This window comes from Streptomyces peucetius (assembly GCF_025854275.1).
Lineage (GTDB): Bacteria > Actinomycetota > Actinomycetes > Streptomycetales > Streptomycetaceae > Streptomyces > Streptomyces peucetius_A.
In genome coordinates this window covers 2221111-2248088 of the sequence record NZ_CP107567.1, presented here as the reverse complement: position 1 = coordinate 2248088, position 26978 = coordinate 2221111, and the positions used below count along the sequence as shown (strand labels likewise).

Genomic DNA, 26978 nt, shown 5'->3' with positions numbered 1-26978 from the left:
GCTAATTCGCCCCGTTGAGCTTGTGCTCGGCGGGGCGAAGTGCTGTCAGGTGGGAGGTGCGGGTTCGGGCTCGGGGCCTGTTGGTGCTCCAGGCGTCCATGCGTGCGAGGTTGATCGCGGTCGCGGTGAGTTGGTGCTGGAGCCGGGTCTTGGCGAGCCCGTGGTAGCGGCATTGGCGCAGGCCGGTGACTCGGACGGCGTGGGAGATGGTGCCCTCGATGCCGTTGCGGGCCGCGTAGCGTTCCCGCCACTCGGGGGTTCCCTCTGCGGCGCGGGCCTGCCGGATTGCTTCGTGTTCGGCGCGGGGCCGGAGCGTGATCTCCCGGTGGGGCCGGGTGGTTGAGTTGATGCACTGGGGCCGGGAGGGGCAGGAGCGGCAGTCCTTGGGTGAGAACTGGATCCGGATGACAGGGGTGCCGCGGTGCGAGAGCGCGTCACGCCACTGGCTGGTGGTCATGCCGTTCGGGCAGGTCACGGTCTTGTTGTCCCAGTCCACGGTGAACGCATCCTGCCCGTAGGGTCCGGCGGCCTGGGCGGTGGTGTTGCCTGCGATGGGGCCGGTCAGGGTGACGTCGTGCCGGGTCTGGGCGGTGACGATGCGGGGACCGTCGAGGTAGCCCGCGTCCAGCAGGTGTTCGCCGGGCAACAGGTCTTTGTCGGCGAGACTGTCGTGGACGGTGTCGGTGGCCTTGATGTCGGGGACGGTGGCGTCGCTGGTCAGCACGTTCGTGATCAGGTGAACAGTGTCCGGGTCGCAGGTCTCGGTGAGATGGACTTTGAACCCGTCCCATTTGATGTCGCGCTTCACGCTCGCGCGGGCCTCGGTGTCATAGGGACTGACCAGGCGCAAAGCGCCCGGCGGGCACTCTTTTGGGTCCCGCCACCTCACCTCGCCCTCCATGTCGACCGCGTACTGCTGCACCCACGCGCGACGCAGAATCTGGACGGCGGGCAGCTCGCGCAGCCAGCAGGGCGCGTGAGCGGCGTGCACGTTGGTGAGCAGGCGCATTCCGTCCCGGCCGGTCTGTTCCGCCAGCTCAGTGCGCCTGCCGCGGCCCGAGGGCAGCCAGTAGTCCTCCGGCCGGGCGGCATACCGGTCGAACCATGCCGGATCGGCATGGCCGGTCAGCCACTCAGGGGCGGCTGCCGCGACCGCGTTGAGCGCCGCCCGCAGTGTCTCGATGACGAACTCCAGCCGGTTCAGCGACCGGATCGCGGCCAGCACATGCGTGGAGTCCGTCCGCGCTCGCCCCGGCGGCTTCAGCACACCCGCCTGCCGGGCGGCGTCCAGGACCCGGTCGAAGACCATTTGCCCGGCCTCGGCCTCGACCAGCCGGGCACGGAACTCGCACAGCACGGAGTAGTCGAACCCCGCATCGGTCAGTTCCAGGCCCAGGGCGTACTTCCAATCGATCCGGGCCCGCACCGCCAAGGCCGCCTGCCGGTCGGGCAGGCCCTCGGCGAACTGGAGCACCGACACCAGCGCCAGCCGGCCCGGCGACACCGCGGGCTTCCCCCGGGCCGGGAACAGACCGGCGAACTGCTCATCGGTGAACAGCACCCCCAGCTCGTCCCGGAGCCGGATCGCCAGACTCCCCTTCGGGAATGCCGCCCGAGCCACCCGCACCGTCTCCGCCGGAACATCCCCCGGCTCCTCCGGCTGCATCGACATCGACACCCTCCCCAAACGACAACGTCGGCCTTCAAGACCACAACCAGGTTTTGAAGGCCGACGTCACGCCCGGCCCCGGATTAGCCAACGGCATCCCTCCCCGGACGGGGGCCGCGCGTGTCCTTGGTGCGTCGGACCCCGCCCCGAACCCCGTTCCCGGCCCGGTGCCTTGTGCCACGAGGACCGTTCGGATCCGTGCCGTCCCGGACCACGGGTCCTCCCTGCCCCGGGCCACGCCCGAGTCCTGTGCCACCCGGCGCTCCCGAGCCCCGGCGTGGCGTCGCCCTGTGCCACCCGGACGCCGGGCCGCGCTCCGCGCGGCGCTCGATCGTCGGCGTGGCCTGATCGGTTTCCGACGGTCGGGCGGGCGGGATTGCCGTGCAGCGGCACGCGCACGGCAGCCAGGCCGAACGGGTCACGGTGCCGCGCCCTGGGGGCCGGGCCATCGGCCCACCGGCCGGGGTCCGCGGCGGAGCCTCCGTTCGGGAAGGGGCGGGGGGTGGGGGGACAGAGACCGCCGCAGGCGTCCAGGCCCAGGCCCCGCCCCCGCGCCCGTCACGCGATGACCCGCGCCACCAGCAACCCGTCGTACCCCTTCACCCCCACCGTCTGCACCGCCGTCGCGTCCAGCCTCGGCTCACGCGCCACGAGTTCGAACATCTCCCGCGTCCCGACGATCGACGGGTCCTCGCTGGAGCCGTCGACGACGGCCCCGCCGCGCACCACGTTGTCGACGATGATCAGACTGCCGGGGCTGGTCAGGCGCAGCGCCCACTCCACGTAACGCGGGTTGTTGCGTTTGTCCGCGTCGATGAAGACGAGGTCGAAGGGGCCGGCGCCGGGTTCCGCGGCGATGCGGGGCAGGGTGTCGAGGGCCGCGCCGGTGCGGACCTCGGCGACCTTGTCCAGGCCGGCCCGCGCGATGTTCGCGCGGGCGACGTCCGCGTGGGCCGGGTCGTACTCGAGCGAGATCAGCCGCCCGTCGGCCGGCAGCGCCCGCGCCAGCCAGATCGTGCTGTAGCCGCCCAGCGTGCCGATCTCCAGCGCCGTGCGCGCGCCTTGCGTACGGGCCAGCAGATGCAGCAGCTTGCCCTGGTTGGGCGCCACACTGATCGCGGGCAGCCCCGCCGCGTCGCTCGCGGCGAGGGCTTCGGTCAGGGCCTCGTCCTGGGGAACGAGGAGATCGCTGATGTAGCCGTCGACGGCCTGCCATTGATCGTTGGTCATACCGTGCAACCTACGTTCACGGCGCGGCCACCGGTACCTGCCCGAGTCGTCTCACCCGTTCGCATCACACCGGCAGAGCCACGACGACCACCTCCGGCGCTCCCCATGCACCGGCACGGGCCGGGCCGACCGGTGAACCGATCCGGAGCATCAGCGCCGTCGGCGCCGCCGTGACCAGCCGCGCGCGTGACCCGAATTCTTGTATGTTCCCCCGCATACCTTCTGTGACGGCACCGTGAACAGCAGCGGTCCCGGCCCGGACGGAGCCGTTCCCCACACGACCGGCACGGCACATTTCGGCCGTTGCGCGTGGACGGAGGGGGTGACAGTCAGGCGAACAGAGGGTTGCGTGGGTCTTCCCCATGGGGCGGTGCGACGCTCTGCGGACGCCCTGTGGACACCGGAACCGCACACAACAGGACGAATGGAACTGTGGGGAGGCTCGGCGCGACGTGGCGAACGCGGAACACAACCCGCGAAGCGGTGCGGCGGCGACAGCGACGGCGGACGCGCGGATCGGCACGGCCAGGGCCGCGCTGTGGCTCTTCGCGGCGGTCCTCGCCGTACGGCAGACGGCAGCCGTGCTGACCCTGCCGCCGGGTGAGCGGCTCATCGACCTGGGGACGTGGACCGGGGAGCACGGCGTCCTGCACGTCCCCGGCTCCCTCTACGACGAGGGCAGGTTCACCGGCACCCCGTTCACCGGGCTCGTCCTCAGACCCCTCGCCAACTCCGCCGAGCAGGGTCTCGGCGTCGCGTGGACCTTCGGAACGCTGCTGCTCGTGGTGCTGGTCGGACTGGTCGCCGCCCGCGCGCTGCCGATCCCCGTGTCCCGTCGCAGCACCCTGCTGGCCGCGCCGGTGGCGATCAGCCTGCTGATGCTGTCGCTGCCCGTCCGCAACAGTTTCCACCTGGGTCAGACCAGCGTCATCCCGGTCCTGCTGGTCCTCCTCGGCTGCCTCGCCGTGCGCGGCCAGAGACCCGCGGGGCTGCTCCTCGGTATCGGCGCCGCCCTCCAGCCGACCGTGCTGCTGTTCGCGCCGCTGCTGTGGTTCACCGGCCGCCGCCGGGCCGCCGTCACCTCCGCCGGCGCCTTCGCCGCCCTGTCGGCGCTCGGCTGGGCGGCGATGCCCGGCGACTCGTGGGCGTACTGGGTGCACCACGTCGCGGGCGCCGGGCTCGGCGAGAGCCCCGACAGCCTCGGCAACCAGTCCCTGCACGGCGCGCTCCTGCGCTTCGGGCTGCACGGCGCCGTCGAGATCGCCGTCTATCTGCTCCTCGCCTCCGTCGTCGTCTTCTTCGGTCTGCGCCGTGCCGTCCGCTACGCCCACGACGGGCAGCTGCTGCTCGCGGTCGCCGTCACCGGCTGCGTCGCCGTCGCCGTCTCACCGACCGCCTGGCAGCACCAGCTCCTGTGGGTACTGCTCGCCGTCGTCGGCCGCGTCGGCAGACGCGCCTCCGACCGGATGCTGTGGCCGGTGCTCGTCGTCCTCGCGATCACGCTGCCGGGCAGGATGCTGCTGCCCAACATCACGGTCCTGCACCCGGTGCGGGACAACGTCCTCCTCGTCGCCGCCCTCGCGGCGGCCTGCGCGGTGCCCTTCCTGCCGCTCGCCTCACCGCACTTCCGCCGCCCCGTCCCGACCGGCCACTTCGCACCCGTGCCGGCCCGCTGGGGCCGCGTACCGCTGCTGCCGTTCTGGCGGCGCGTCCTCAGCCGCCCGAACCTGCTCCTGGAACTGCTGGTCATACGGGTCGGCTACTCCGTCTACTCCCACATCCGCGTCGCCGCGACCGGCAGCGTGGGCGCGGCGGAGGAACACGGCCGGCAGATCCACTCCCTCGAGGGCGCACTCGGCATCGACATCGAGCACTGGGTCAACCAGGCGGTGGTGAAGGCGGAGTGGGCACAGGCCTTCTTCGACTTCTACTACACGTCGTTCCACTTCGTGGTCCCGCTGGCCGTCCTCGGCGTCCTGTACGTGCGCCGGCCGTCCGACTACCGCTGGGCGCGCACGTCGCTCGCCTTCGCGACGCTGCTCGCGCTCCTCGGGTTCTGGCTCTATCCGCTGGCACCGCCGCGCCTGATGCCCGGCATGGGCTTCGTCGACACGGTCCACGGTCCGCAGGACCTCGCCAACCCCGACTACGGGGCGATGACGGCCGTCACCAACCAGTACGCGGCCATGCCGTCCCTGCACTTCGGCTGGTCGCTGTGGTGCGGACTGGTGGTGCTGCTGCTCGCGCCGAAGCTCTGGATGAAGCTGGTGGGGCTGCTGCACCCGCTGTTCACGGTCTGCGCGATCGTCGCCACCGCGAACCACTGGGTCCTCGACGCGGTGGGCGGCGCGGCGGTCGTCGGCGCGGGCTTCGGCCTCACCCACCTGCTGGCAGGGCGCAGGCAACTGCTCGTCCCGGCGAAGTCGGTGCCGGCGGCGAGGTCACACACGGACGCGCCGAACAAGGAAGTGGCGGACACCCGCACATGAGCCCCAGTGGGTGCGGGCGTCTGCGCCCGCGCCCACCGGGGTGGATCGTCGCGTTCATTCATGGTCCGTCAGGTCCGGTGGTCCCGCCATTCGGGCGACCTCGAACCAGACCGTCTTGCCCGGCGCGTCGCCGTCGCCGAGGTCCACGCCCCACTTGTCGACGACGGCGTCCAGCAGGGCCAGCCCCCGCCCGGACTCGTCGCGGGGGCCCGCCTGTTGCGGTACGGGCAGGTCGGCGGACCCGTCCGACACCTCTACGCGCACGCCCTGCGGATGCCGCAGGATCAGCAACCCGCAACGCCCGCCCGGTACATGACGCACGACGTTGGCCAGTAGCTCGGTGACCGCCAGCTCGACGGCGTCGGTCAGCTCCCGCAGTTTCCAGAGGATCAGACAGCAGCGGACGATCCGCCGGACGTGCCGCGCGGAGTGGGCGCCTGCGGTGAAGCGCATACCGTACTGGGGAATGTCTTCGTTCACGCCACGAGCGTGACGTGCGGCGACTACGCTCGGCCACCGAACGTACGCAACGTGCTGTGGAGTTTCCGGAGTTGAACGAGAGGCTCCCTCCATGGCCGACATCAGACACATCAACGCACTGGACCCGAGCGCTTCACCGCTCGACTACTACGGTTACGAGCTGCGCCGGTACCGCGAGACGGCCGGCCTGACGCAGAAACAGCTCGGCGCGATCGTCAACTACACGGGCTCGCTGGTGGGCCAGGTCGAGACGGCGCGCAAGCTGCCGACGGCGGAGTTCAGCGAGCGCGTGGACGCGGCGCTGGGGACGGGCGGGATGCTGTCACGGCTGCTGGGGCTGGTGCTCAGGAGCCAACTCCCGGCGTGGTTCCAGCAGGTCGCGGAGCTGGAGGCGCGGGCGACGGAGATCTCGACGTTCCAGACGCACATGGTGCACGGGCTGTTGCAGACCGCGGGCTACGCCCGAGCGGTGCTCGGCACACTGGACCCCGCCGGTCTCGACGACCGCACGGCGGTGCGCCTCGCTCGCCAGCGCATCCTGGAGAAGGAGGAGCCGCCGGTGCTGTGGGCCATCCTGGGAGAGGCGGCGCTGCGCCAGGAGGTCGGCGGGCCGGGCGTGATGCGCGCTCAACTGGAGCGCCTGTTGGCCTACGAGGAGGACCCCCGGGTGAACGTCCAGGTACTCCCGTACCGGGCCGGCGCACATGCGGGGCTGACTGGCTCCTTCAACCTCTACCGCTTTGCGAGCGACCCGACGATCCTCTACACCGAGGGCTACGGGACGGGGCATCCGACGGCCAACCCGGCCACGGTCAAGGACTGTTCGCTCCGTTACGATCACCTGCAGGCCGCAGCCCTCTCGATCAAGGACTCGGCGCAGCTGATCCGAGACGTCCTGGAGGAGCGCTATGGAGAGCAGCACGACACAGTGGCGTAAGTCGAGCTACAGCAGTGATCAGGGTGGCGACTGCGTCGAGTGCGCCCCGCTCGGCGGCGCCGCCTGGCGGAAGTCCAGCTACAGCGGTGACCAGGGCGGCGACTGCGTCGAGTGCGCCGAGGTGACCCACGCGGTCGCCGTCCGCGACTCCAAGGAAACCACCCGCCCCGCCCTCCACGTCTCCCGCCCGGCCTTCGCCGTCTTCGTCGACTCGCTGCGGTGATACGCGGCCTTTTTCGGACGGGGGCGAAGGCGCCGCGCAGCCGAACCGTTCGAGCAGGTGTGGGGCGGCCCCACGCCAAGCGAAACAACCGGGCAGGCGGAGGAGCGTCGGCGCCGCACCAACGGCCCCGGCCTGCCCCCGCCCCTCCCGGCTGTCGGGTTCAAGCCCTCCTGACCCGGAGTTCCTTGATGCCGTTCAGCCAGGCCGAGCGCAGGCGGCGTGGTTCGCCGGTGAGGCGGAGGTCGGGGAGGGCGTCTGCCATGGCGTCGAAGATCAGGTTGATCTCCATGACCGCCAGGGACTTGCCGAGGCAGAAGTGCGGGCCGCCGCCACCGAAGCCGAGGTGGGGGTTGGGGTCGCGGGTGATGTCGAAGCGCTCGGGGTGGTCGAAGACCGTGGGGTCGTTGTTGGCGGAGGAGTAGAAGAGGCCGACCCGGTCGCCCTTCTTGATGCGGGCGCCGCCCAGGACCACGTCCTGGGTCGCGGTGCGCTGGAAGGAGACGACCGGGGTGGCCCAGCGCACGATCTCTTCGGCCGTCGTCTGGGGTCGCAGCCGCTTGTAGAGCTCCCACTGATCGGGGTGGGTGAGGAACGCGTGCATGCCGTGGCTGATCGCGTTGCGGGTGGTCTCGTTGCCGGCGACCGCGAGCAGGATGACGAAGAAGCCGAACTCGTCAAAGGACAGGTTCCCTTCGCCCTCGGCCGCGACCAGCTGGCTGACGATGTCCGCGGCCGGGCACTGCTTGCGCGCCGCCGCGAGGTTCATCGCGTACGAGACGATCTCCATCGCCGCCTCGGTGCCGACCTCCTCCGTGATGGCGTACTCGGGGTCGTCGTACGCGGCCATCTTGTTGGACCAGTCGAAGATCTTGGACCGGTCCTCCTGGGGGACGCCGATGAGTTCGGCGATGGCCTGGAGGGGGAGTTCGACCGCGATCTCGGTGACGAAGTCGAAGCTGCCGTCGGGCTCCGCGCCGGCCACGGCCGTCTCGACGATCGAGCGTGCGCGGCGGCGCAGCGCGGCCTCCAGGGAGCGCACCGCACGCGGAGTGAAACCGCGTTGGACGATCTGGCGGACCCGGGTGTGCTCGGGCGGGTCCATGTTGAGCATGATGAGTTTTTGGACCTCGATCTGGTCACGGCTGATCGACTCGTTGAAGCGGATGACGGCGGTGTTGGTGTTGGACGAGAAGAGCTCGGGGTGAGTGGAGACGTGCCGTACGTCCGCGTGCCGGGTGACGGCCCAGTAGCCCTCGTCGTCGAAGCCGGAGATGCCGGCGGGCTGTTCGCACCACCACACGGGCGCGGTGCGCCGCATCTCGGCGAACTCGGGGTGGGGGACGCGGGCCTGGAGGAGGTCGGGGTCGGTGAAGTCGAACCCTTGGGGGAGATGGGGGCAGGACATCGGCAGCTCCCGCTTCAGCTTCGGTCGCGGACGGGTGTGGGATTCCGGTGCGGGGGTTTCGGTGCGGGTCGGAGTGTTGCCCCGATGACCTGACGAGTCATCAGTAAGTGGCCGAAAGGTAGTAACGGGTTCTACAAGTGGCAAGGCCCACAGCGGGAACTGTTGCCTGTGGAGGTCCCAGTAAGAGGCGTGCAAGACCCTTGCGTACCGGCGGTAGCACTCATAAGACTTCTGGCAGAACTAGAACGCGTACTAGTTCGAGTGTCTCCAGAGTTCGGCCCGTAAGGGCGCCGGGACGCCCGTACGGCCCGCCAGAGAGGACGAGCTCATGGCCGCGGAACCCGTCATCGTCGAAGCCGTACGCACCCCCATCGGGAGGCGGGGAGGGCTGCTCGCCAACCTCCACCCCGCCTATCTGCTGGGCGAGACCTATCGTGAACTCCTCGGCCGGACCGGCCTCCACGCCGACTGCGTCGAACAGATCGTCGGCGGCACCGTCACCCACGCCGGCGAGCAGTCCATGAACCCCGCACGCACCGCCTGGCTGACGGTGGGCCTGCCGTACGAGACGGCCGCGACGACCGTGGACTGCCAGTGCGGCTCCTCGCAGCAGGCGAGCCACATGGTCGCCAACATGATCTCGGCCGGGGTCATCGACATCGGCATCAGCTGCGGCGTCGAGGCCATGTCGCGGGTGCCGCTCGGCAGCGGGTCCAAGCACGGGCCGGGCAAGCCGTTCCCCGAGGAGTGGAACGTCGACCTGCCCAACCAGTTCGAGGCCGCGGAGCGCATCGCGCGCCGCCGCGGGCTGACGCGCGAGGACGCGGACCGGCTCGGGCTGCTGTCCCAGCAGCGGGCGCAGACCGCGTGGAGCGAGGAGCGCTTCAAACGGGAGACGTACGCCGTGCAGGTGCCGACGACGGAGGAGGAGCAGGCCGCGGGGCAGGGGATGTGGCGGCTCGTCGACCGGGACGAAGGGCTCCGCGACACCTCCGCGGAGGCGCTCGCGGGACTGAAACCGGTCATGCCGACGGCGATCCACACCGCCGGCAACTCGTCGCAGATCTCGGACGGCGCGGCTGCCGTCATGTGGGCGTCCAAGCGCATGGCGCGGGCCCTCAAGCTCAAGCCGCGCGCCCGGATCGTCGCCCAGGCGCTCGTCGGCGCGGACCCGCACTACCACCTGGACGGCCCGATCGACGCGACCCGGGCGGTGCTCGGCAGGGCGGGCATGTCGGTCAAGGACATCGACCTGGTGGAGATCAATGAGGCGTTCGCGTCCGTGGTGCTGAGCTGGGCGCAGGTCTTCGACCAGGATCTGGAGAAGGTCAACGTCAACGGCGGCGGGATAGCGCTCGGCCACCCGGTCGGAGCGACGGGCGCCCGGCTCATCACGACGGCGCTCCACGAGCTGGAGCGCCGGGACAAGGAGTTCGCGCTGATCGCCATGTGCGCGGGGGGCGCGCAGGCGACCGGCACGATCATTCAGCGGATCTGAGACCGGGGGAGGCGGTGCGGGGGAAGCTTCGTTGCGCCGGATCGCGGACATCCGTACCGGCAGGTTCCGGCGCGACGACCCCTCCTTCACCCCCGCCGCTGCCACATCGGCGGTGGGCGAAGCGGTGAAGGAAGCGGCTGACGGCGATCCGGACCTCGGATTCCGGCTGTTGCTCCGTGGACTGACGCACGCAGGGTTCGTTCGTCCTCATGGAGTTTGTGCCTGGTCCCGATTGCCCTCGAAGGCGACCGGTGCGTCGAAGGCCGCCCGCCGCGTCGCCCGCCGCAGTGCCTTCAGGAGCGTCGCCCCCAGGGTGAGCGTCAGCACCACGGTCAGCACCGCACGGCCGAGGTCCCAGCCGAGGGAGGTCGCCGCGCAGTACGCGACGAAGCGCACCAAGTTCTCGTGGAGCGCGTCCCCGGGGTGGAACGAGATCCCCGACGACATGCCCGTGATGAGCGTCCAGCCGTGCAGGTTCATCACCGTGCCGTAGGCGAACGCCGCGAAAGCCCCGTACGCGGCGAGCATCAGCAGCTCGGCCCGTCCGCGGATCCGGTCGGGCCCGGGCAGCAGGCCCGCGCCCATCGTGAACCAGCCCATCGAGAGCATCTGGAACGGCATCCACGGTCCGACGCCGCCCGTGAGCAGCGCGGACGCGAACATGGTCACCGCCCCGAGCACGAACCCGAAGCCCGGGCCGAGGACCCGCCCGCTGAGCACCATGAGGAAGAACATGGGCTCCAGCCCGGCCGTGCCCGCGCCCAGCGGCCGCAGTGCCGCCCCGACCGCGGCCAGCACGCCCAGCATGGCCACGGCCTTCGCGTCCATCCCGGTGTCGGCGATCGTCGCGACGACGACCGCCACGAGGAGCGGGAGCAGGGCACCGAACAGCCACGGCGCGTCACCGGCGTGCGCGGCCAGCCCCGACTGCGCGTCGGCGAGCAGCGGCCAGCCGAAGAAGACGGCACCGATCCCGCTGATCAGAACGAGCGCGGCGACGGAACGGGGCCCCAGGCGGACCGGGCGGTCGGTGCCGGTCGGCTTCCTCATCGCCCGGCCCCCAGGGCCGCCTCGACCTGGGAGACGGTCAGCCACTGCTGCGGCGCGAGGACCTTGGCGACCTGCGGGGCGAACGCGGGGGAGGAGACCACGACCTCGGCCGTCGGGCCGTCGGCGACGACCTCGCCGTCGGCGAGGATCACCACCCGGTGCGCCAGCTCGGCCGCGAGTTCCACGTCGTGGGTGGCCATGACGATCGCGTGCCCGTTGCGGGCGAGGCCCCGCAGGATCGCCACGAGCCGGGCCTTCGCCGCGTAGTCCAGGCCACGGGTCGGCTCGTCGAGGAGCAGCAGCGGCGGCCGGCCGGTGAGCACGATCGCCAGCGCGAGAGCCAGCCGCTGGCCTTCGGACAGATCACGGGGATGGGTGCCGTCCGGCACGCCGGGGAGCAGGTCGCCGACGAGCGCGCGGCAGGTGCCGGGCGCCGCCTGCGCGTCGCTGTCCGCCGCAGCGCACTCGGCGGCGACCGTGTCCGCGTAGAGCAGGTCGCGCGGCTCCTGGGGGACGAGACCGACGTGGCGGATCAGGTCGCGGGGGTCGGTGCGGTGGGGGGCGCGGCCGCTGATCTGCACCGTGCCGCTCGTGGGCTCGACCATGCCGACCAAGGTGGAGAGCAGGGTCGACTTGCCGGCGCCGTTACGGCCCATCAGGGCGACGGTCTCGCCCGGGGCGACGGTCAGGCCCACCCCCCGGAGCGCTTCGACACGGGCGCGGCGGACGGTGAGGCGGGTGGTGGTGGCAACGGTGCCGGTGGCGTCTGCGGGCGCCGGGGCGTGTGCGGTGGCGGGGGCGCTGCGGCGGAGGCGGGCGAGCAGGCGGCGGGCGGGGCCGTGGCCGCTGTGCGGGGGTGCTCCATCCCGAGACCGGGGCGTCGCCCCAGACCCCGATTCAGGGGCGCCGACCCCCGCCTCCCGCGCCCCGAGCGCCGACGGGGCCCGGTGAGGGCCGGGTGGCTCGGGTGCCGACGACGTCCGGGGCGGCGTCCCGGTTTCGGTGCCGGGCGGGATGGGGGAAAGGCCCTCCAGCCGTTCACGCAACGCACCCGCGCGCCGACGGGCGTCCCGTACGGACAGCGGCAGCGGCGCCGCCCAGCCGGCCGCCCGTGCCAGCGCCACCACCGGCGGATGGACCGGGGAACCGGCCATGACCGTCGCCGGATCACCGACGACCGGACGCGCGCCGCGCGCCGGCAGGAGAACGACCCGGTCCGCGTACTGCACGACCCGTTCCAGGCGGTGCTCCGCCATCAGGACCGTCGTCCCGAGGTCGTGGACGAGCCGTTGCAGCACCGCCAGCACCTCCTCGGCCGCCGCCGGGTCCAGCGCGGACGTCGGCTCGTCGAGGACCAGCACCTTCGGGTGCGGGGTGAGCACCGAGCCGATCGCGACCCGCTGCTGCTGGCCGCCCGACAGCGTCGCGATCGGCCGGTCCCGCAGTTCCGCCAGGCCCAGCAGGTCGAGCGTCTCCTCGACCCGGCGGCGCATCACGTCCGGGGCGAGGCCGAGCGACTCCATGCCGTACGCCAGCTCGTCCTCGACGGTGTCGGTGACGAAGTGGGCGAGCGGGTCCTGGCCCACCGTGCCGACCAGGTCGGCCAGTTCACGCGGCTTGTGCGTCCGCGTGTCACGGCCGTCGACCGTGACACGGCCGCGCAGCGTGCCGCCCGTGAAGTGCGGCACGAGCCCGGACACCGCACCCAGCAGTGTCGACTTGCCGACCCCGGACGGGCCGACGAGCAGCACCAGTTCGCCCTCGGGGACGGTGAGGTCCACGTTCTCCAGCGTGGGCGCGGTGGCGTCGCCGTCGCCGTCGCCGTCGCCGTACGTCACGGAGACGTTCTCGAAGCGGATCACCGGGTCGACTCCTTGGCTCCTACGGGGACCGGCGCGACGAACGCCGGAAGCAGGCCGATCAGCACGGACAGCGCGGGCCACAGCGGCAGGGTGGGCGCCGTCAGCGGTACGACCCCGGGGTGCAGCGCCTCACCCCCGTACACGGCGGCCCGGATCATCAGCCCGGCGACCGCCACGCCGGAACCGGCCACCAGCCAGGCCCGGCCGCCCCAGCGGTCGGGACGGTAACGGGTGCGGACGGAACGCCGGCCGCCCAACCACAGCCCACCGGCCGCCGCGACGAGGCCCGCGCCCAGCAGCGGCAGGCCGTACTCGGCGCCCTGGGCGGCGAGCAGCCCGTACGACCCCGCGCACACGCCCAGCAGGCCGCCGAGGGTGAGCACGTTCGTGGTGCGGCGCACGGCGGGCGGGACCTGGGCGGTGCGCCCGTAACCGCGGGCGTCCATGGACGCGGCGACCGCGACCGACCGCTCCAACGCGCCCTCCAGCACCGGCAGTCCGATCTGCGCGACGGCCCGCACGCCGCCGGTCGGGCGGCCGCGCAGCCGGCGGGCCGTGCGCAGCCGGAGGACGTCCGCGACCATGTTCGGCGCGAAGGTCATCGCGACGACGACGGCCACGCCCGCCTCGTACAGCGCGCCGGGCAGCGACTTGAGGAGCCGCGCCGGGTTCGCGAGCGCGTTGGCGGCGCCGACGCAGATGAGGAGCGTCGCGAGTTTCGCGCCGTCGTACAGGGCGAAGACGACCTGCTCGGCGAACACCCGCCCGCCGATCCGTATCCCGTCCGCCCAGCCGGGCATCGGCACTTCGGGCAGCGCGAACAGGACGTGCGTCCCGGCGATGGAGGAGCCGAGAGCGACGGAGAAGACGACGCGTACGGCGATGACGAGAAGCCCGAGCTTCACGAACGCGCCGTAGGAGCGGGCCCAGGGCGCGTCGGTGCGGCGGGCGGCGACGACGTAACCGGCGACACCGACGAGCAGGCCGAGGAGGAGAGGGTTGGTGGTGCGGGAAGCGGCGACCGCGAGACCGAGGGCCCAGAGCCACCAGGCGGCGGCGGGGAGGGCGTTGCTGCGGGTGGCGGGGGGTGGGTGGAGGGCGCGCAGGCGTGGGGTGGGGGCGGCCGGGGTGGGGGCGGGGCCGCTGCGCGGAGCTGTTCCCCTCCCCGCCCCTTCCCGAAACCGGGGCTCCGCCCCGGGCCCCGTTCTACGGGGCTCCGCCCCGGTACCCCGCGCCTCAAACGCCGGCGGGGCTGGAGTCGCCTCCGCCGGCTGCGTCGCGTCGTCGTGGGTCATCGCTTGCGGCGGCGGGACTGCCAGAGCGTTGCCGCGGCCAGGGTCAGGATCGCCGCGACGCCCGCGTAGACGCCCAGGGACGGGCCGTCGTCGTCCGTCCTCGCCTCGGCGGGGTCCGGCTTCGCCGCCGGGCCGGAGAGCTGTTCGCCGCAGCCCGACTTCGGGTAGCCCGAGATCGCGCACAGCAGGGCCTGGCTGTTGTAGCGCAGCGGCTTCGCCACCTGCGCCAGGGCTTCCGCCGTCGTCGCCGTCCCGGCGACCTGCGCGCATGCGGTGCGCAGGGCCGGCGGGGTCTCGCCCTGGGGGGCGTCCTTCACCGTACCGGGATCGATGACGAGGGCGACCCGCTTCGTGCCGTCCTTCGCGGGCGTCTTCGCGCATATCGCCGCGAAGTCGGGTGCCCTGCGCGGCTTCGCGGCGTCCCCGCTGTTCTCGCTCACCGAGAAGCGGAAGCCGTGCACGGACCCGTCGGCGGGGCGTGCGGTGGCCGGGCCCTCGGTGGCGTACGTCCACCGGCCGTCGCCGCTCTGCCAGAACGACCAGTAGCGGTAGCCCGCCGCCTGGGCGGGAACCGCGACCAGCACGGTGAGCAGGGTGCCGAGGCCGAGGAGGACGAGGAAGCGGGTGCGCCGCATCAGCTCTGGTTCTTCCTGCGGCCGCTGAGCAGGAAGCCCGCGCCCATGGCGGCGACGAAGAACACGGCCACGATCCACCAGGTGCTGAAGGAGGACGAGTCGTCCGCCTTCTTCTCGTCCTCCGCGGCCCGGGACGCGGTCGCCGCCGCCTGCGGCGCCGGGCCGGTCGCGGACAGCGCCGTGACCAGGTCCGTGCCGCCGAAGTCCTTCGGGTCGGCGCCGGCGGCCCGCGCGGCGAAGATCAGCTGGGCGTAGGCGGCGGGGCCGTTCTCCTTCGCCCAGGCGGCCGAGTTCTTCCGCAGCCACTCCAGCGGCTTCTTTGCCTGCTCGGTGAGGCCCTGCACGGACAGTGCCACGACGGCGTCGGCGGTGTTGCCGAAGTCGGGCTTGGGAGAGGTGTCGTCGGCGCCGGGCATCGGCGGGGTGTCGAAGTGGCCGGTCTTCGCCAGGCCGTTCGCCAGGTGGGCGGCGCCGTTGTGGGCCGCGCCCTCGAGGCTCGTGGTCTTCTCGCAGGCCGTTCCCTTGGCGTCCGTGGCATCGTCGCCGGTCGCCGCCAGTCCCTTGCCGTGGGCGGCGAGCACGGCGGCGGCCGTGGAGTCGGCGACGATGCCGGGAGTCCCGACCTGGTAGACGAACGCGCCGCCGTCCTTGCCGCCGCACGGCTTCGCGAACGTCAACAGTGCGTCGTACGGGGTCCTGCCCGCCTCGGACTTCGCGTCGGCGGGGCGCCCGCCGGCCGCGGCGAGCGCGCCGATGACGACGGACGTGGAGTTCGCGTCGCTCGCGCCGCCGGGGTTGTAGCCCCAGCCGCCGTCCTTGTTCTGGACGGACTTCAGCCAGTCGACGGTCTTCTTCACGACGGCGTCCTGCCCGCCGAGCGCGGCGAGCGCCTGCACGGCGGCGGCACTGGCGTTGGTGTCCAGCGGCAGCTCGGCGTCGCAGTCCTTCGCCGTGTCGGCGCGGTACGACGGGAAGCCTCCGCTCGCGCACTGCTGCCCCGTCAGGAAGCCGACGGCCGACTTCGCGGGCCGCACATCGGCCGTGTCCTGGGCGAGCAGCGCGAGGGACTGCCGCCAGACGCCGTCGTACGTCGGGTCACCGGTGCCGTACAGACCGGTGGGCAGGTCGGCGGACGGCGACGGGGAGGGGGCCGCGAGGGCGGCGGGTGCGGCGGTGAGGCCGAGCACGGCCGAGGCGACGAGCGCGGCTGCGCAGCGGCGAACGGTGGTCATGGCGGGCGGTGCCTCTCCTGCGGTACTCCCGGCGGGAACCGGGCACGGGCACGCTCTGGCACCTGGGCTCCGGCTCCGTATGCCTCGACGGTGCCGGTCACCGGCGGGCTGCCGGTGACACGAGCCGGTCACGACCGCGTACGGGGCATTCCGACTCACCGCCCTCGACGGGCGGCTCACGGTTGCGGGATCAGTGCCGGATTCGCACCGGCTTCCCCCCGTACGGGTAATGATGACGACGGCGCCACTCTACCGGCCGGTCGCAGACGTGAACGTGGGGCGCTGGTCACACGGCGACGTACCGGGTGGGCTCCCCGCCGGCCGCGGGCTCCGCCCGGCCCAGCTTCACCAGCCGCCGCAGATGCGACTCCGCCTCCGAGACCGCGATGTTGCGCGAGCCGTACGGAATCTGCTCCCAGGGCCTGTTCCACTCCATGCGCTCCGCCACCTGCCACGGGGTGAGCGGCTCGGCCAGCAGCGCCAGCAGTCCGGTGAGGCGCTGCTCGTGGTGGGCGAGCAGTTCCCGTACCCGGCCGGCGGCGCCGGTGAAGGCGTGCTGGTGGGCGGGGAGCACCTCGGCGGGGGCGAGACGGCCGACGCGTTCCAGGGAGTCGAGGTAGTCGCCGAGGGGGTCGGTGACGGTGGCGTCGTCGGGGTCCTCGTAGAGGCCGATGTGCGGGGTGATGCCGGGCAGCAGGTGGTCGCCGGAGAAGAGGCGGCCGTTGCCGGGGCGGCCCGCCGGGTGGGTCTCTTCCAGATGGAGGCAGACGTGGCCGGGGGTGTGGCCGGGTGTCCACACGGCGCGCAGCAGGCGGCCCGCCAGGTCGAGCAGTTCGCCGGGGACGATGTCCCGGTCGGGGAGGGCGGGGCGCAGTCCGGGCAGTCCGCCGGTGCTGCCCGCGGCGCGTGCGGCGCACAGCGGGGCGATGTGTGCCTCGGGTGCCCCGGCGCGCTGGAGTTTGCCGGCGAGGTAGTCGAGCCACAGGCCCGGTTCTGCGTCGCGGGTGCGGCGTACGACGCCGGCGTCGGCGGCGTGCATCGCGATCCACGCGCCGGACGCCTCGCGGACCCGGCCGGACAGGCCGTGGTGGTCCGGATGGTGGTGGGTGACGACGACGCCGTGGATCTCGGCGGGCGAGGTGCCGCAGGCGGCCAGGCCCGCGGTGAGCGCCTCCCAGGCGGTGGGGTCGTCCCAGCCGGTGTCGACGAGGACCGGCCCGCGGTCGGTGTCGAGCAGATGGACCAGGGTGTGGCCGAGCGGGTTGTCCGGGATCGGGACGCGCAGGGAGTGGACACCGCCGCCGTGGTCGTGGGCGAGCGGGACCGAGGCCTCGTCTGTCGTCGGCGTCATGCCCATTGCCCCCTATAACTAGAACTGGTATCAGTTCTGAAACTGTGTCAGACAGTACGCCCCGGCGGGAGGCAGCAGTCATGACCGAGCTCGTGGAACACGGAGAACTGTTCATCGGGGGCGAGTTGACAGCTCCGCTGGGCACGGACGTGATCGAGGTGATCTCCCCGCACAGCGAGCAGGTCGTCGGCCGGGTCCCGCACGCCTCACCGGCGGACGTCGACCGCGCCGTGGCCGCCGCGCGCCGGGCCTTCGACGAAGGCCCCTGGCCGCGTATGACGCTCGACGAACGGATCGCGGTCGTCACCCGGATCAAGGACGCGATCGCCGTCCGGCACGAGGAGATCGCCCGCACCATCAGCGCGCAGAACGGCTCCCCGTACTCGTGGAGCGTCCTCGCGCAGGCGCTCGGCGCGATGATGGTGTGGGACTCGGCCATCGCCGTCGCCCGTGACTTCACGTACGAGGAGCGGCGCGACGGCGTCCTCGGCCCGATCCTCGTGCGGCGCGAGCCGGTGGGTGTCGTCGCGGCCGTCGTGCCGTGGAACGTCCCCCAGTTCACCGCCGCCGCCAAGCTCGGACCCGCGCTGCTCGCGGGCTGCGCGGTGATCCTCAAACCGTCGCCGGAGACGCCCCTCGACGCGTACCTCCTCGGCGAGATGGCGCGCGAGGCGGGGCTGCCGGAGGGGGTGCTGTCGATCCTGCCCGCGGGCCGGGAGGTCAGCGAATACCTGGTCGGGCACCCCGGCGTCGACAAGGTCTCCTTCACCGGCTCGGTCGCGGCGGGCCGCCGGGTCATGGAGGTCGCGTCCCGCCATCTCACCCGCGTGACGCTGGAACTGGGCGGCAAGTCGGCGGCCGTGATCCTCCCGGACGCCGACCTGGAGACCGCCGTCGCCGGGATCGTTCCCGCCGCCTGGATGAACAACGGCCAGGCGTGCGTGGCTCAGACGCGGGTCCTCGCGCCGCGCGGTCGCTACGAGGAGGTCGCCGAGGCCCTCGCCGCCGCGGCCTCCGCGCTCGTCGTCGGCGATCCGCTCGACGCGGCCACCCAGGTCGGTCCCCTCGTCGCGGAGCGCCAGCAGCGGCGCTCGCTCGACTACATCCGCATCGGCCAGGAGGAGGGCGCCAAGGTCCTGTGCGGCGGAGGCCGCCCGGCCGCCCAGGAGCACGGCTGGTACGTCGAACCGACCCTCTTCGGCGGTGTCGACAACGTGATGCGGATCGCCCGTGAGGAGATCTTCGGCCCGGTCGTCTGCCTGCTGCCGTACGGCGACGAGGCCGAGGCCGCCGCGATCGCGAACGATTCCGACTACGGCCTCAGCGGAAGCGTCTGGACCGCCGACGTCGAGCACGGCATCGACTTCGCCCGCCGCGTGCGGACCGGCACCTACAACGTGAACACCTTCAGCCTCGACATGCTCGGCCCCTTCGGCGGCTACAAGAACAGCGGCATGGGCCGGGAGTTCGGCCCCGAGGGCTACGGCGAGTACTTCGAGCACAAGATGATCCACCTGCCCGCCGGCCACGGGAGCAACTGATGGGAGACCGCTGGCACATCGAGGTCGACCGCAGCATCTGCATCGGCTCCGGCATGTGCGTGGGCCACGCCCCCGACGGCTTCGACCTCGACTCCGCCCGCCAGTCGCACGCGCGGGCCACGACGGCCGACGCGAACGAGAAGCTGCTCGCGGCGGCGGAGAACTGCCCGGTCGAGGCGATCACGCTGAGGCTGGCGGACAGCGGCGAGACGGTCTTTCCCCCGGAGGACTAGTGCGGTTTCCTCCCTCGGAGGACCAGCCGCGGATCAGCCTGGACCAGCCGCGGATCAGCCTGGACCGGCCGAAGGACCAGCCTGGACCGGCCGAAGGGCCGGCCGGGGACGAGCCGTTGCGAACGCCGTCGACAGGTCACGTGCGAGGCGTCTTGGTCGATCGCGCAGGTGTCACGCCCGCGTCCGGCCGCGTCCCTTCCCGCGCGCGGCCGGACGCGGCGCGGCGTCCGCGGCGCCCGGCTCCGGGGTCGGGGCAGCGTCCGTGGCGTCCGCGGCCGTCAGGTCGATCAGGCGGCAGACCGTCTCGATGTCGATCTTCACCTGTGCGATCGACGCCCGCCCCGACAGCCAGGTGATCAGCGCCGAGTGCCAGGTGTGCTCGATCACTCGGACCGCCGACAGCTGTTCCGGCGTCGGGCGCTCGATGCCCATCGCGTCCAGGATGATCGCCGTCGTCTGCCGTGAGACCGTGTCCACCTCCGGGCTCACGCTGCGGTCCGCGAACGTCAGCGCCCGCACCATCGCGTCCGCCAGATGCGGCTCGCGCTGCAATGCGCGGAAGGCCCGCATCAGTGTCTCCGCGACCCGCTCCCCGGCGCTGTCGCCGCCCGGCGGGCGTTTGCGCAGCGTCGCGTGCATGTGCTGGAGCTGGTCCTGCATGGTGGCGACCAGCAGATGGATCTTGGAGGGGAAGTAGCGGTACAGCGTCCCGAGCGCGACGCTCGACGACTCGGCGACCTCGCGCATCTGTACCGCGTCGAATCCGCCCCGGCTCGCGAGGCGTGCGCTCGCGTGGAGGATGCGCCGGCGGCGCGCCTCCTGCCGCTCCGTGAGGGGCGGCGTCGGGGGGATCGCCGGCCCGGCTTCCGCTGTCATCAGTCCCGTAGTCCGTTCCTTCACGTGCCCGCCGTGGCGGGAATCACCTGATCCGCCGGTCACAGTTGCGCTACCGCCCGGTAGATTCGAAGCTCCTTGAACGATCAAGTCTGAAACTTGTTCTAGATTAGCGCGACCGATTACGCTCCGCCGAAACGCAGTGAGAAGGGGGCCCCGGGTGACCGCAGAGGCCATAGAGGCCGGCCCCCGTGCGGGCACGTCCGGCACGTCCGGCGGCGGTGGTGACGCTCCGCTGCGGATCGCTCTCCTGACGTACAAAGGGAACCCGTTCTGCGGCGGCCAGGGTGTCTACGTACGCCATCTGTCACGCGAACTCGCCCGCCTCGGCCACCACGTCGAGGTGATCGGCGCCCAGCCCTACCCGGTCCTCGACGAGGGCGTGCCGCTGACCGAACTGGCCAGCCTCGACCTGTACCGCAGCCCCGACCCGTTCCGCACGCCGAAGCGCGACGAGTACCGCGACTGGGTCGACGCGCTCGAGGTCGCCACCATGTGGACCGGCGGCTTTCCCGAGCCGCTGACGTTCTCGCTGCGCGCGCGTCGCCACCTGCGGGCCCGGCGCGGCGAGTTCGACGTCGTCCACGACAACCAGACCCTCGGCTACGGCCTCCTCGGCGACATCGGCGCGCCGCTGGTCACCACCATCCACCACCCCATCACCGTCGACCGGCAGCTCGACCTCGACGCCGCCGGCGACTGGAAGCGCCGCGCGTCCGTACGCCGCTGGTACGGCTTCACCCGCATGCAGAAGCGCGTCGCCCGCCGGCTGCCGTCCGTGCTCACCGTCTCCGGCTCCTCGCAGCAGGAGATCGTCGACCACCTCGGCGTACGGCGCGACCGGGTCCACGTCGTCCACATCGGCGCCGACACCGACCTCTTCTCGCCCGACCCGTCGGTCGCCGAGGTCCCCGGCCGGATCGTCACCACCTCCAGCGCGGACGTCCCTCTCAAGGGCCTCGTCCACCTCGTCGAAGCGCTCGCCAAGCTCCGCACCGAGAACCCGGACGCCCACCTCGTCGTCGTCGGCAAGCGCGCCGAGGACGGCCCGGTGGCGCAGCTGATCGAGCGCTACGGACTCCGGGACGCGGTCGAGTTCGTCAAGGGCATCACCGACGCCGAACTCGTCGACCTCGTGCGCAGCGCCCAGATCGCCTGCGTGCCCTCGCTGTACGAAGGCTTCTCGCTGCCCGCCGCCGAGGCCATGGCCACCGGCACCCCGCTGGTCGCCACCACCGGGGGCGCGATCCCCGAAGTCGCGGGCCCCGACGGCGAGACCTGCCTGGCCGTGCCGCCCGGCGACGCGGAGGCGCTGGCCGCCGCACTGCGCCGGCTCTTCGGCGACGCCGGCCTGCGGGCCCGCCTCGGCGACGCGGGCCGTGCCCGGGTGCTGGCGCGCTTCACCTGGAAGCAGGCCGCCATCGGCACCGCCGAGCGCTACCGCGAGGCGATCGCGGCGTCCCGCGCCTCGGTACGTACCTCCTGAAACCCCTCTTCGCCCCGCCCCCCAGGAAGGCAGACCCCCGTGCTGACCGTCGACTTCTCCCGCTTCCCGCTCGCCCCGGGCGACCGCGTGCTCGATCTGGGCTGCGGCGCAGGCCGGCACGCGTTCGAGTGCTACCGGCGCGGCGCCCAGGTCGTGGCCCTGGACCAGAACGGTGAGGAGATCCGCGAGGTCGCCAAGTGGTTCGCCGCGATGAAGGAGGCCGGCGAGGCCCCGGCGGGCGCGACGGCCACCGCGATGGAGGGCGACGCTCTCAACCTGCCCTTCCCCGACGAGTCGTTCGACGTCGTCATCATCTCCGAGGTGATGGAGCACATCCCCGACGACAAGGGTGTGCTCGCCGAGATGGTGCGCGTGCTGCGGCCCGGCGGCCGTATCGCCGTCACCGTCCCGCGCTACGGCCCCGAGAAGATCTGCTGGGCCCTCAGCGACGCGTACCACGAAGTCGAGGGCGGCCACATCCGCATCTACCGGGCCGACGAACTGCTCGCCAAGATGAAGCAGGCGGGCCTGCGGCCCTACGGCACTCACCACGCGCACGCACTGCACTCGCCGTACTGGTGGCTCAAGTGCGCCTTCGGGGTCGACAACGACAAGGCCCTGCCGGTCAAGGCGTACCACAAGCTCCTGGTCTGGGACATCATGAAGAAGCCGTTGGCCACCCGGGTCGCCGAGCAGGCGCTCAACCCGCTGATCGGCAAGAGCTTCGTGGCGTACGCGACCAAGCCGCACCTGCCCTCCGACGCCGTGGACGCAGCCAAGTGACGTTGCCGGGACGTACAGAGCACCTTGTCCTGCCCGGGGTCCTGAGCGCCGAGCAGGCCGCGGAGACCGTCGCCGGGATCCTCGCCGCGCAGCGCGCCGACGGCGCGATCCCCTGGTTCCGGGGTCACCACCTCGACCCATGGGACCACACGGAAGCCGCGATGGCCCTCGACGCCGCCGGCGAACACGACGCCGCGGCCCGGGCCTACGAGTGGCTGGCCCGGCACCAGAACGGAGACGGCTCCTGGTACGCCGCCTACCACGACGGCGACGCGGACGCCGTGACCGACCACGGCCGGGAGACCAACTTCTGCGCCTACGTCGCGGTCGGCGTGTGGCACCACTACCTCGCCACCGGGGACGAGATCTTCCTCGACCGGATGTGGCCCGTGGTGTACGCGGCGATCGAGTTCGTCCTCGCGCTGCAGCAGCCCGGCGGGCAGATCGGCTGGAAGCGCGAGCCGGACGGGACGGCGGTGAACGACGCGCTGCTGACCGGGAGTTCCTCCATCCACCACGCCTTGCGCTGCGCGCTGGCCGTCGCGGAGGAACGCGAGGAGCCCCAGCCGGACTGGGAACTCGCCGCGGGCGCACTGGCGCACGCCGTCCGCCACCACCCGGAGCGCTTCCTCGACAAGGACCGCTACTCCATGGACTGGTACTACCCGGTCCTGGGCGGCGCGGTGACCGGCGTGGACGCCAAGGCGCGTATCGAGTCCCGCTGGGACGAGTTCGTGGTGCCGGGGCTGGGAGTGCGGTGCGTGCTGCCCAACCCGTGGGTCACGGGCGGCGAGAGCTGCGAGCTGGCGCTCGCGCTCTGGGCGACGGGCGAGTCGGACCGCGCCCTGGAGATCCTGCAGTCCGTCCAGCACCTGCGCGCCGACGGCGGGCTGTACTGGACCGGCTACGTCTTCGAGGGCGAGCGGGCGGTGTGGCCCGAGGAACTGACGACCTGGACGGCGGGCTCACTGCTGCTGGCGGTGGCGGCGCTGGGCGGCGAGGAGGCGACGGTGGCGGTCTTCGGGGGAGAGCGGCTGCCGAGGGGCTTGGCCCCGGACTGCTGCGGCACCCACTGACGCGGGCCGTTCCCCCACCCCGCCCCTCCCCGAAACCGGGGCCCCGCCCCGGACCCCGGCCCGCCCTCCGGGCAGTGTTCGGGGCTCCGCCCCGGGCCCCGGGTACCGGGCTCGGCCTCGGGCCCCGTTTGGGGCTGCGCCCTGGGCCGGCGGTCCGCCCTCCGGGCGGTGTTCGGGGCTCCGCCCCGGGCCCCGGTACCGCGCTTCGCGCGGTGGCCTCAATCGGCGGCCGGGCTGGTGTGCCGCTGCGCGGCACACCAGCCCTTGGCGGCCACATCCAGCCTCGCCGGCGTTTGAGGCGCGGGGGTACGGGGGCGGAGCCCCCGGAAACGGGTCCGGGCGGAGCCCGGTTTCGGGAAGGGGCGGGGTGGGCTCCGCGCAGCGGACCCGCCGCACGCGTCAGCGGCGCCGCAGCGCGCCCGCCGCCGCATGCCCCGCGAAGAGGTAGACGACCGCCGCCAGACCGTAGCCGGACACGACCCTCGCCCACTCCTCCTCGAACGTGAACAAGTCGTGCGACCAGCCCGCCAGCCACCGTGCCGACTCGCGGACGAACTCCACGAGTTCGTTCGCGCGGTTGGCCTCCAGCAGGTACATCAGGATCCACAGGCCGATGACGAAGGCGATGACGTCCGCGACGACGGCGATGATCCTCGCCGCGGTGGTGGTGTTGCTCGCGCGTGTTGTCATGTACGGCGTCTTGCCGCTTGTGCACGTGTGAAACCCTGCGATGCCCCGCCGCGTTATGCGTTCAGCTCCGCCAGCACCCGCAGCGTACGCATGTCGGGCGCGGTGACCAGCAGGTCCGTCACCGGTCCGGTGCGCCACAGTTCCAGCCGTTCCGCGATGCGTTCGGGCGGTCCGACGAGCGAGATCTCGTCCGCGAAGTCGTCCGGCACGGCACGTACGGCCTCTTCCCGGCGGCCCGCCAGGAACAGATTCTGGATCCGGCGGGCCTCGGCCTCGAAGCCCATCCGGGCCATCAGTTCGGCGTGGAAGTTGCGGACCGCGCGGCCCATGCCGCCGATGTAGAAGCCGAGCATCGCCTTCACCGGCAGCAGCCCCTCCGCGATGTCGTCGCAGACCTGCGCGCGGGCCATCGGGGCGACCATGAAGCCCTCCCGGAGGTCCGCGAGGGACGCCTCGTACACGTCCGTCCGCAGCGGCGACCAGTACAGCGGGAGCCAGCCGTCGGCGATACGGGTCGTCTGCGCGATGTTCTTCGGCCCCTCCGCGCCGAGGAGGAGCGGGAGGTCCGCCCGGAGCGGGTGAGTGATCGGCTTGAGGGGCTTGCCGGTGCCGGTGCCGTCGCCGCCCGCGTACGGGTGGGAGTGGAAGCGGCCCGCCAGTTCCACCGGCCCCTTGCGGGCCATGACCTGCCGGACGACGTCGACGTACTCGCGCGTCGCGGTGAGCGGGCTCCCGGGGAAGGGGCGGCCGTACCATCCCTCCACCACCTGCGGCCCGGACAGGCCGAGGCCCAGCATCATCCGGCCGCCGGAGAGATGGTCCAGCGTGAGGGCGTGCATCGCCGTCGCCGTCGGCGTGCGCGCGGCCATCTGCGCCACCGCCGTGCCCAGCCGGATGCGGGAGGTGTGCGCCGCGATCCAGGTGAGCGGGGTGAACGCGTCCGACCCCCACGCCTCCGCCGTCCACACCGAGTCGTAGCCGAGCCGTTCGGCCTCGCGGGCCAGTTCCAGGTGGCCGGGGTCGGGGCCGCGGCCCCAGTAGCCGAGGGCGAGTCCGAGCCGCATGCCTGCCTCCCGGTTGTCTGACGGGGCGTCAGGGTACGCCAACGGCCCCCCGCCAGGAAGGGGATGCCGTTGGCTAATCCGGGGCCGGGCGTGACGTCGGCCTTCAAAACCTGGTTGTGGTCTTGAAGGCCGACGTTGTCGTTTGGGGAGGGTGTCGATGTCGATGCAGCCGGAGGAGCCGGGGGATGTTCCGGCGGAGACGGTGCGGGTGGCTCGGGCGGCATTCCCGAAGGGGAGTCTGGCGATCCGGCTCCGGGACGAGCTGGGGGTGCTGTTCACCGATGAGCAGTTCGCCGGTCTGTTCCCGGCCCGGGGGAAGCCCGCGGTGTCGCCGGGCCGGCTGGCGCTGGTGTCGGTGCTCCAGTTCGCCGAGGGCCTGCCCGACCGGCAGGCGGCCTTGGCGGTGCGGGCCCGGATCGATTGGAAGTACGCCCTGGGCCTGGAACTGACCGATGCGGGGTTCGACTACTCCGTGCTGTGCGAGTTCCGTGCCCGGCTGGTCGAGGCCGAGGCCGGGCAAATGGTCTTCGACCGGGTCCTGGACGCCGCCCGGCAGGCGGGTGTGCTGAAGCCGCCGGGGCGAGCGCGGACGGACTCCACGCATGTGCTGGCCGCGATCCGGTCGCTGAACCGGCTGGAGTTCGTCATCGAGACACTGCGGGCGGCGCTCAACGCGGTCGCGGCAGCCGCCCCTGAGTGGCTGACCGGCCATGCCGATCCGGCATGGTTCGACCGGTATGCCGCCCGGCCGGAGGACTACTGGCTGCCCTCGGGCCGCGGCAGGCGCACTGAGCTGGCGGAACAGACCGGCCGGGACGGAATGCGCCTGCTCACCAACGTGCACGCCGCTCACGCGCCCTGCTGGCTGCGCGAGCTGCCCGCCGTCCAGATTCTGCGTCGCGCGTGGGTGCAGCAGTACGCGGTCGACATGGAGGGCGAGGTGAGGTGGCGGGACCCAAAAGAGTGCCCGCCGGGCGCTTTGCGCCTGGTCAGTCCCTATGACACCGAGGCCCGCGCGAGCGTGAAGCGCGACATCAAATGGGACGGGTTCAAAGTCCATCTCACCGAGACCTGCGACCCGGACACTGTTCACCTGATCACGAACGTGCTGACCAGCGACGCCACCGTCCCCGACATCAAGGCCACCGACACCGTCCACGACAGTCTCGCCGACAAAGACCTGTTGCCCGGCGAACACCTGCTGGACGCGGGCTACCTCGACGGTCCCCGCATCGTCACCGCCCAGACCCGGCACGACGTCACCCTGACCGGCCCCATCGCAGGCAACACCACCGCCCAGGCCGCCGGACCCTACGGGCAGGATGCGTTCACCGTGGACTGGGACAACAAGACCGTGACCTGCCCGAACGGCATGACCACCAGCCAGTGGCGTGACGCGCTCTCGCACCGCGGCACCCCTGTCATCCGGATCCAGTTCTCACCCAAGGACTGCCGCTCCTGCCCCTCCCGGCCCCAGTGCATCAACTCAACCACCCGGCCCCACCGGGAGATCACGCTCCGGCCCCGCGCCGAACACGAAGCAATCCGGCAGGCCCGCGCCGCAGAGGGAACCCCCGAGTGGCGGGAACGCTACGCGGCCCGCAACGGCATCGAGGGCACCATCTCCCACGCCGTCCGAGTCACCGGCCTGCGCCAATGCCGCTACCACGGGCTCGCCAAGACCCGGCTCCAGCACCAACTCACCGCGACCGCGATCAACCTCGCACGCATGGACGCCTGGAGCACCAACAGGCCCCGAGCCCGAACCCGCACCTCCCACCTGACAGCACTTCGCCCCGCCGAGCACAAGCTCAACGGGGCGAATTAGCCAACGGCATCCCAGGAAGGGCGAGGG

General features: G+C 72.3%; 23 protein-coding genes and 1 riboswitch. Of the genes, 10 read left to right on the top strand and 13 right to left on the bottom strand.

The genetic code is table 11. The annotated features are described in order from the left end of the window. Position 1: 1 nt before the first annotated feature. Positions 2-1672: an IS1182 family transposase gene (locus OGH68_RS10315; protein ID WP_264243054.1), complete on the bottom strand. Its 1671-nt coding sequence runs from the start codon at positions 1670-1672 to the stop codon at positions 2-4. Positions 1673-2227: 555 nt separating this feature from the next. After that, on the bottom strand, positions 2228-2899 hold the full coding sequence (locus OGH68_RS10310) for an O-methyltransferase (RefSeq protein WP_264243078.1): 672 nt from the start codon (positions 2897-2899) through the stop codon (positions 2228-2230). A gap of 452 nt (positions 2900-3351) precedes the next feature. Between OGH68_RS10310 and OGH68_RS10305 the strand changes: the two genes are divergently transcribed. Continuing rightward, the gene (locus tag OGH68_RS10305) at positions 3352-5388 is read left to right on the top strand and encodes a bifunctional glycosyltransferase 87/phosphatase PAP2 family protein (RefSeq protein WP_264243077.1); all 2037 of its coding nucleotides are present in this window, start codon (positions 3352-3354) and stop codon (positions 5386-5388) included. Positions 5389-5442: 54 nt separating this feature from the next. On the opposite strand, the gene OGH68_RS10300 is transcribed toward OGH68_RS10305, so the two are convergent. Then, complete coding sequence (locus tag OGH68_RS10300) at positions 5443-5868, bottom strand: ATP-binding protein (protein ID WP_264243076.1); 426 nt, start codon at positions 5866-5868, stop codon at positions 5443-5445. 91 nt (positions 5869-5959) lie between these two features. Between OGH68_RS10300 and OGH68_RS10295 the strand changes: the two genes are divergently transcribed. Beyond that, positions 5960-6805: a helix-turn-helix domain-containing protein gene (locus OGH68_RS10295; RefSeq protein ID WP_413470958.1), complete on the top strand. Its 846-nt coding sequence runs from the start codon at positions 5960-5962 to the stop codon at positions 6803-6805. After that, a complete protein-coding gene (locus tag OGH68_RS10290; RefSeq protein WP_264243075.1) occupies positions 6777-7028 on the top strand; it encodes a DUF397 domain-containing protein in 252 nt (83 codons plus the stop codon). Before OGH68_RS10295 ends, OGH68_RS10290 begins: the two co-directional genes overlap by 29 nt. A 160-nt stretch (positions 7029-7188) precedes the next feature. On the opposite strand, the gene OGH68_RS10285 is transcribed toward OGH68_RS10290, so the two are convergent. After that, entirely contained in the window at positions 7189-8433 is a 1245-nt protein-coding gene (locus OGH68_RS10285; RefSeq protein ID WP_264243073.1) for a cytochrome P450, read from the bottom strand. A 328-nt stretch (positions 8434-8761) separates the two neighbouring features. Between OGH68_RS10285 and OGH68_RS10280 the strand changes: the two genes are divergently transcribed. Then, a complete protein-coding gene (locus tag OGH68_RS10280) occupies positions 8762-9931 on the top strand; it encodes a steroid 3-ketoacyl-CoA thiolase (RefSeq protein ID WP_264243072.1) in 1170 nt (389 codons plus the stop codon). A 207-nt stretch (positions 9932-10138) separates the two neighbouring features. Here OGH68_RS10280 and OGH68_RS10275 read toward each other — a convergent pair whose 3' ends face one another. The 6 genes from OGH68_RS10275 to OGH68_RS10250 form a co-directional block, all read right to left on the bottom strand. After that, positions 10139-10981, bottom strand: a complete 843-nt coding sequence (locus tag OGH68_RS10275; protein WP_264243070.1) for an ECF transporter S component — start codon at positions 10979-10981, stop codon at positions 10139-10141. Next, entirely contained in the window at positions 10978-12843 is a 1866-nt protein-coding gene (locus OGH68_RS10270) for an ABC transporter ATP-binding protein (protein ID WP_264243069.1), read from the bottom strand. Before OGH68_RS10270 ends, OGH68_RS10275 begins: the two co-directional genes overlap by 4 nt. Next, positions 12840-14162 carry an energy-coupling factor transporter transmembrane protein EcfT gene (locus tag OGH68_RS10265; RefSeq protein ID WP_413471100.1) on the bottom strand — a complete coding sequence of 441 codons (1323 nt, stop codon included), beginning with the start codon at positions 14160-14162 and terminating at the stop codon, positions 12840-12842. The genes OGH68_RS10270 and OGH68_RS10265 overlap by 4 nt, the downstream gene beginning before the upstream one ends. Beyond that, positions 14135-14773, bottom strand: a complete 639-nt coding sequence (locus tag OGH68_RS10260; RefSeq protein WP_264243067.1) for an SCO2322 family protein — start codon at positions 14771-14773, stop codon at positions 14135-14137. The genes OGH68_RS10265 and OGH68_RS10260 overlap by 28 nt, the downstream gene beginning before the upstream one ends. After that, positions 14773-16005, bottom strand: coding sequence for a prenyltransferase/squalene oxidase repeat-containing protein (locus OGH68_RS10255; RefSeq protein WP_264243066.1), 1233 nt, complete (start codon positions 16003-16005; stop codon positions 14773-14775). The genes OGH68_RS10260 and OGH68_RS10255 overlap by 1 nt, the downstream gene beginning before the upstream one ends. Before the next feature lie 143 nt (positions 16006-16148). Beyond that, a riboswitch (cobalamin riboswitch) is annotated at positions 16149-16223 on the bottom strand. Between the two features lie 68 nt (positions 16224-16291). Next, the gene (locus OGH68_RS10250) at positions 16292-17356 is read right to left on the bottom strand and encodes an MBL fold metallo-hydrolase (protein ID WP_264243065.1); all 1065 of its coding nucleotides are present in this window, start codon (positions 17354-17356) and stop codon (positions 16292-16294) included. An 80-nt stretch (positions 17357-17436) separates the two neighbouring features. Between OGH68_RS10250 and OGH68_RS10245 the strand changes: the two genes are divergently transcribed. Both OGH68_RS10245 and OGH68_RS10240 read left to right on the top strand, forming a co-directional pair. After that, positions 17437-18897: an aldehyde dehydrogenase gene (locus OGH68_RS10245; RefSeq protein ID WP_264243064.1), complete on the top strand. Its 1461-nt coding sequence runs from the start codon at positions 17437-17439 to the stop codon at positions 18895-18897. Further along, positions 18897-19130, top strand: coding sequence for a ferredoxin (locus OGH68_RS10240; RefSeq protein WP_264243062.1), 234 nt, complete (start codon positions 18897-18899; stop codon positions 19128-19130). The genes OGH68_RS10245 and OGH68_RS10240 overlap by 1 nt, the downstream gene beginning before the upstream one ends. Before the next feature lie 171 nt (positions 19131-19301). Here OGH68_RS10240 and OGH68_RS10235 read toward each other — a convergent pair whose 3' ends face one another. Then, a complete protein-coding gene (locus OGH68_RS10235) occupies positions 19302-20006 on the bottom strand; it encodes a TetR family transcriptional regulator (protein ID WP_264243061.1) in 705 nt (234 codons plus the stop codon). Positions 20007-20184: 178 nt separating this feature from the next. On the opposite strand from OGH68_RS10235, the gene OGH68_RS10230 reads away from it, so the two are divergent. The 3 genes from OGH68_RS10230 to OGH68_RS10220 are packed head-to-tail and all read left to right on the top strand — an operon-like array spanning position 20185 to position 23369. Further along, complete coding sequence (locus OGH68_RS10230) at positions 20185-21510, top strand: glycosyltransferase family 4 protein (protein ID WP_264243060.1); 1326 nt, start codon at positions 20185-20187, stop codon at positions 21508-21510. Between the two features lie 39 nt (positions 21511-21549). After that, entirely contained in the window at positions 21550-22293 is a 744-nt protein-coding gene (locus tag OGH68_RS10225) for a class I SAM-dependent methyltransferase (protein WP_264243059.1), read from the top strand. After that, positions 22290-23369, top strand: coding sequence for a prenyltransferase (locus tag OGH68_RS10220; RefSeq protein ID WP_264243058.1), 1080 nt, complete (start codon positions 22290-22292; stop codon positions 23367-23369). Before OGH68_RS10225 ends, OGH68_RS10220 begins: the two co-directional genes overlap by 4 nt. Positions 23370-23768: 399 nt before the next feature. Here OGH68_RS10220 and OGH68_RS10215 read toward each other — a convergent pair whose 3' ends face one another. Together OGH68_RS10215 and OGH68_RS10210 are read right to left on the bottom strand one after the other, a co-directional pair. After that, positions 23769-24059 (bottom strand): hypothetical protein, encoded by a 291-nt coding sequence (locus OGH68_RS10215; protein ID WP_264243057.1) that lies wholly within the window; start codon positions 24057-24059, stop codon positions 23769-23771. 53 nt (positions 24060-24112) lie between these two features. Beyond that, complete coding sequence (locus tag OGH68_RS10210; RefSeq protein ID WP_264243055.1) at positions 24113-25123, bottom strand: LLM class F420-dependent oxidoreductase; 1011 nt, start codon at positions 25121-25123, stop codon at positions 24113-24115. Positions 25124-25280: 157 nt separating this feature from the next. Between OGH68_RS10210 and OGH68_RS10205 the strand changes: the two genes are divergently transcribed. Further along, on the top strand, positions 25281-26951 hold the full coding sequence (locus OGH68_RS10205) for an IS1182 family transposase (protein ID WP_264243054.1): 1671 nt from the start codon (positions 25281-25283) through the stop codon (positions 26949-26951). Positions 26952-26978 lie beyond the last annotated feature (27 nt).

Bases quoted from the DNA above. Each gene is read 5' to 3' on its own strand.
- OGH68_RS10250 (WP_264243065.1), bottom strand. From the start codon at position 17,356: ATGACGCCGACGACAGACGAGGCCTCGGTCCCGCTCGCCCACGACCAC.
- OGH68_RS10240 (WP_264243062.1), top strand. From the start codon at position 18,897: ATGGGAGACCGCTGGCACATCGAGGTCGACCGCAGCATCTGCATCGGC.
- OGH68_RS10210 (WP_264243055.1), bottom strand. From the start codon at position 25,123: ATGCGGCTCGGACTCGCCCTCGGCTACTGGGGCCGCGGCCCCGACCCC.
- OGH68_RS10290 (WP_264243075.1), top strand. From the start codon at position 6,777: ATGGAGAGCAGCACGACACAGTGGCGTAAGTCGAGCTACAGCAGTGAT.
- OGH68_RS10260 (WP_264243067.1), bottom strand. From the start codon at position 14,773: ATGCGGCGCACCCGCTTCCTCGTCCTCCTCGGCCTCGGCACCCTGCTC.
- OGH68_RS10285 (WP_264243073.1), bottom strand. From the start codon at position 8,433: ATGTCCTGCCCCCATCTCCCCCAAGGGTTCGACTTCACCGACCCCGAC.
- OGH68_RS10295 (WP_413470958.1), top strand. From the start codon at position 5,960: ATGGCCGACATCAGACACATCAACGCACTGGACCCGAGCGCTTCACCG.
- OGH68_RS10245 (WP_264243064.1), top strand. From the start codon at position 17,437: ATGACCGAGCTCGTGGAACACGGAGAACTGTTCATCGGGGGCGAGTTG.
- OGH68_RS10205 (WP_264243054.1), top strand. From the start codon at position 25,281: ATGTCGATGCAGCCGGAGGAGCCGGGGGATGTTCCGGCGGAGACGGTG.
- OGH68_RS10315 (WP_264243054.1), bottom strand. From the start codon at position 1,672: ATGTCGATGCAGCCGGAGGAGCCGGGGGATGTTCCGGCGGAGACGGTG.
- OGH68_RS10280 (WP_264243072.1), top strand. From the start codon at position 8,762: ATGGCCGCGGAACCCGTCATCGTCGAAGCCGTACGCACCCCCATCGGG.
- OGH68_RS10215 (WP_264243057.1), bottom strand. From the start codon at position 24,059: ATGACAACACGCGCGAGCAACACCACCACCGCGGCGAGGATCATCGCC.
- OGH68_RS10255 (WP_264243066.1), bottom strand. From the start codon at position 16,005: ATGACCACCGTTCGCCGCTGCGCAGCCGCGCTCGTCGCCTCGGCCGTG.
- OGH68_RS10235 (WP_264243061.1), bottom strand. From the start codon at position 20,006: ATGACAGCGGAAGCCGGGCCGGCGATCCCCCCGACGCCGCCCCTCACG.
- OGH68_RS10275 (WP_264243070.1), bottom strand. From the start codon at position 10,981: ATGAGGAAGCCGACCGGCACCGACCGCCCGGTCCGCCTGGGGCCCCGT.
- OGH68_RS10310 (WP_264243078.1), bottom strand. From the start codon at position 2,899: ATGACCAACGATCAATGGCAGGCCGTCGACGGCTACATCAGCGATCTC.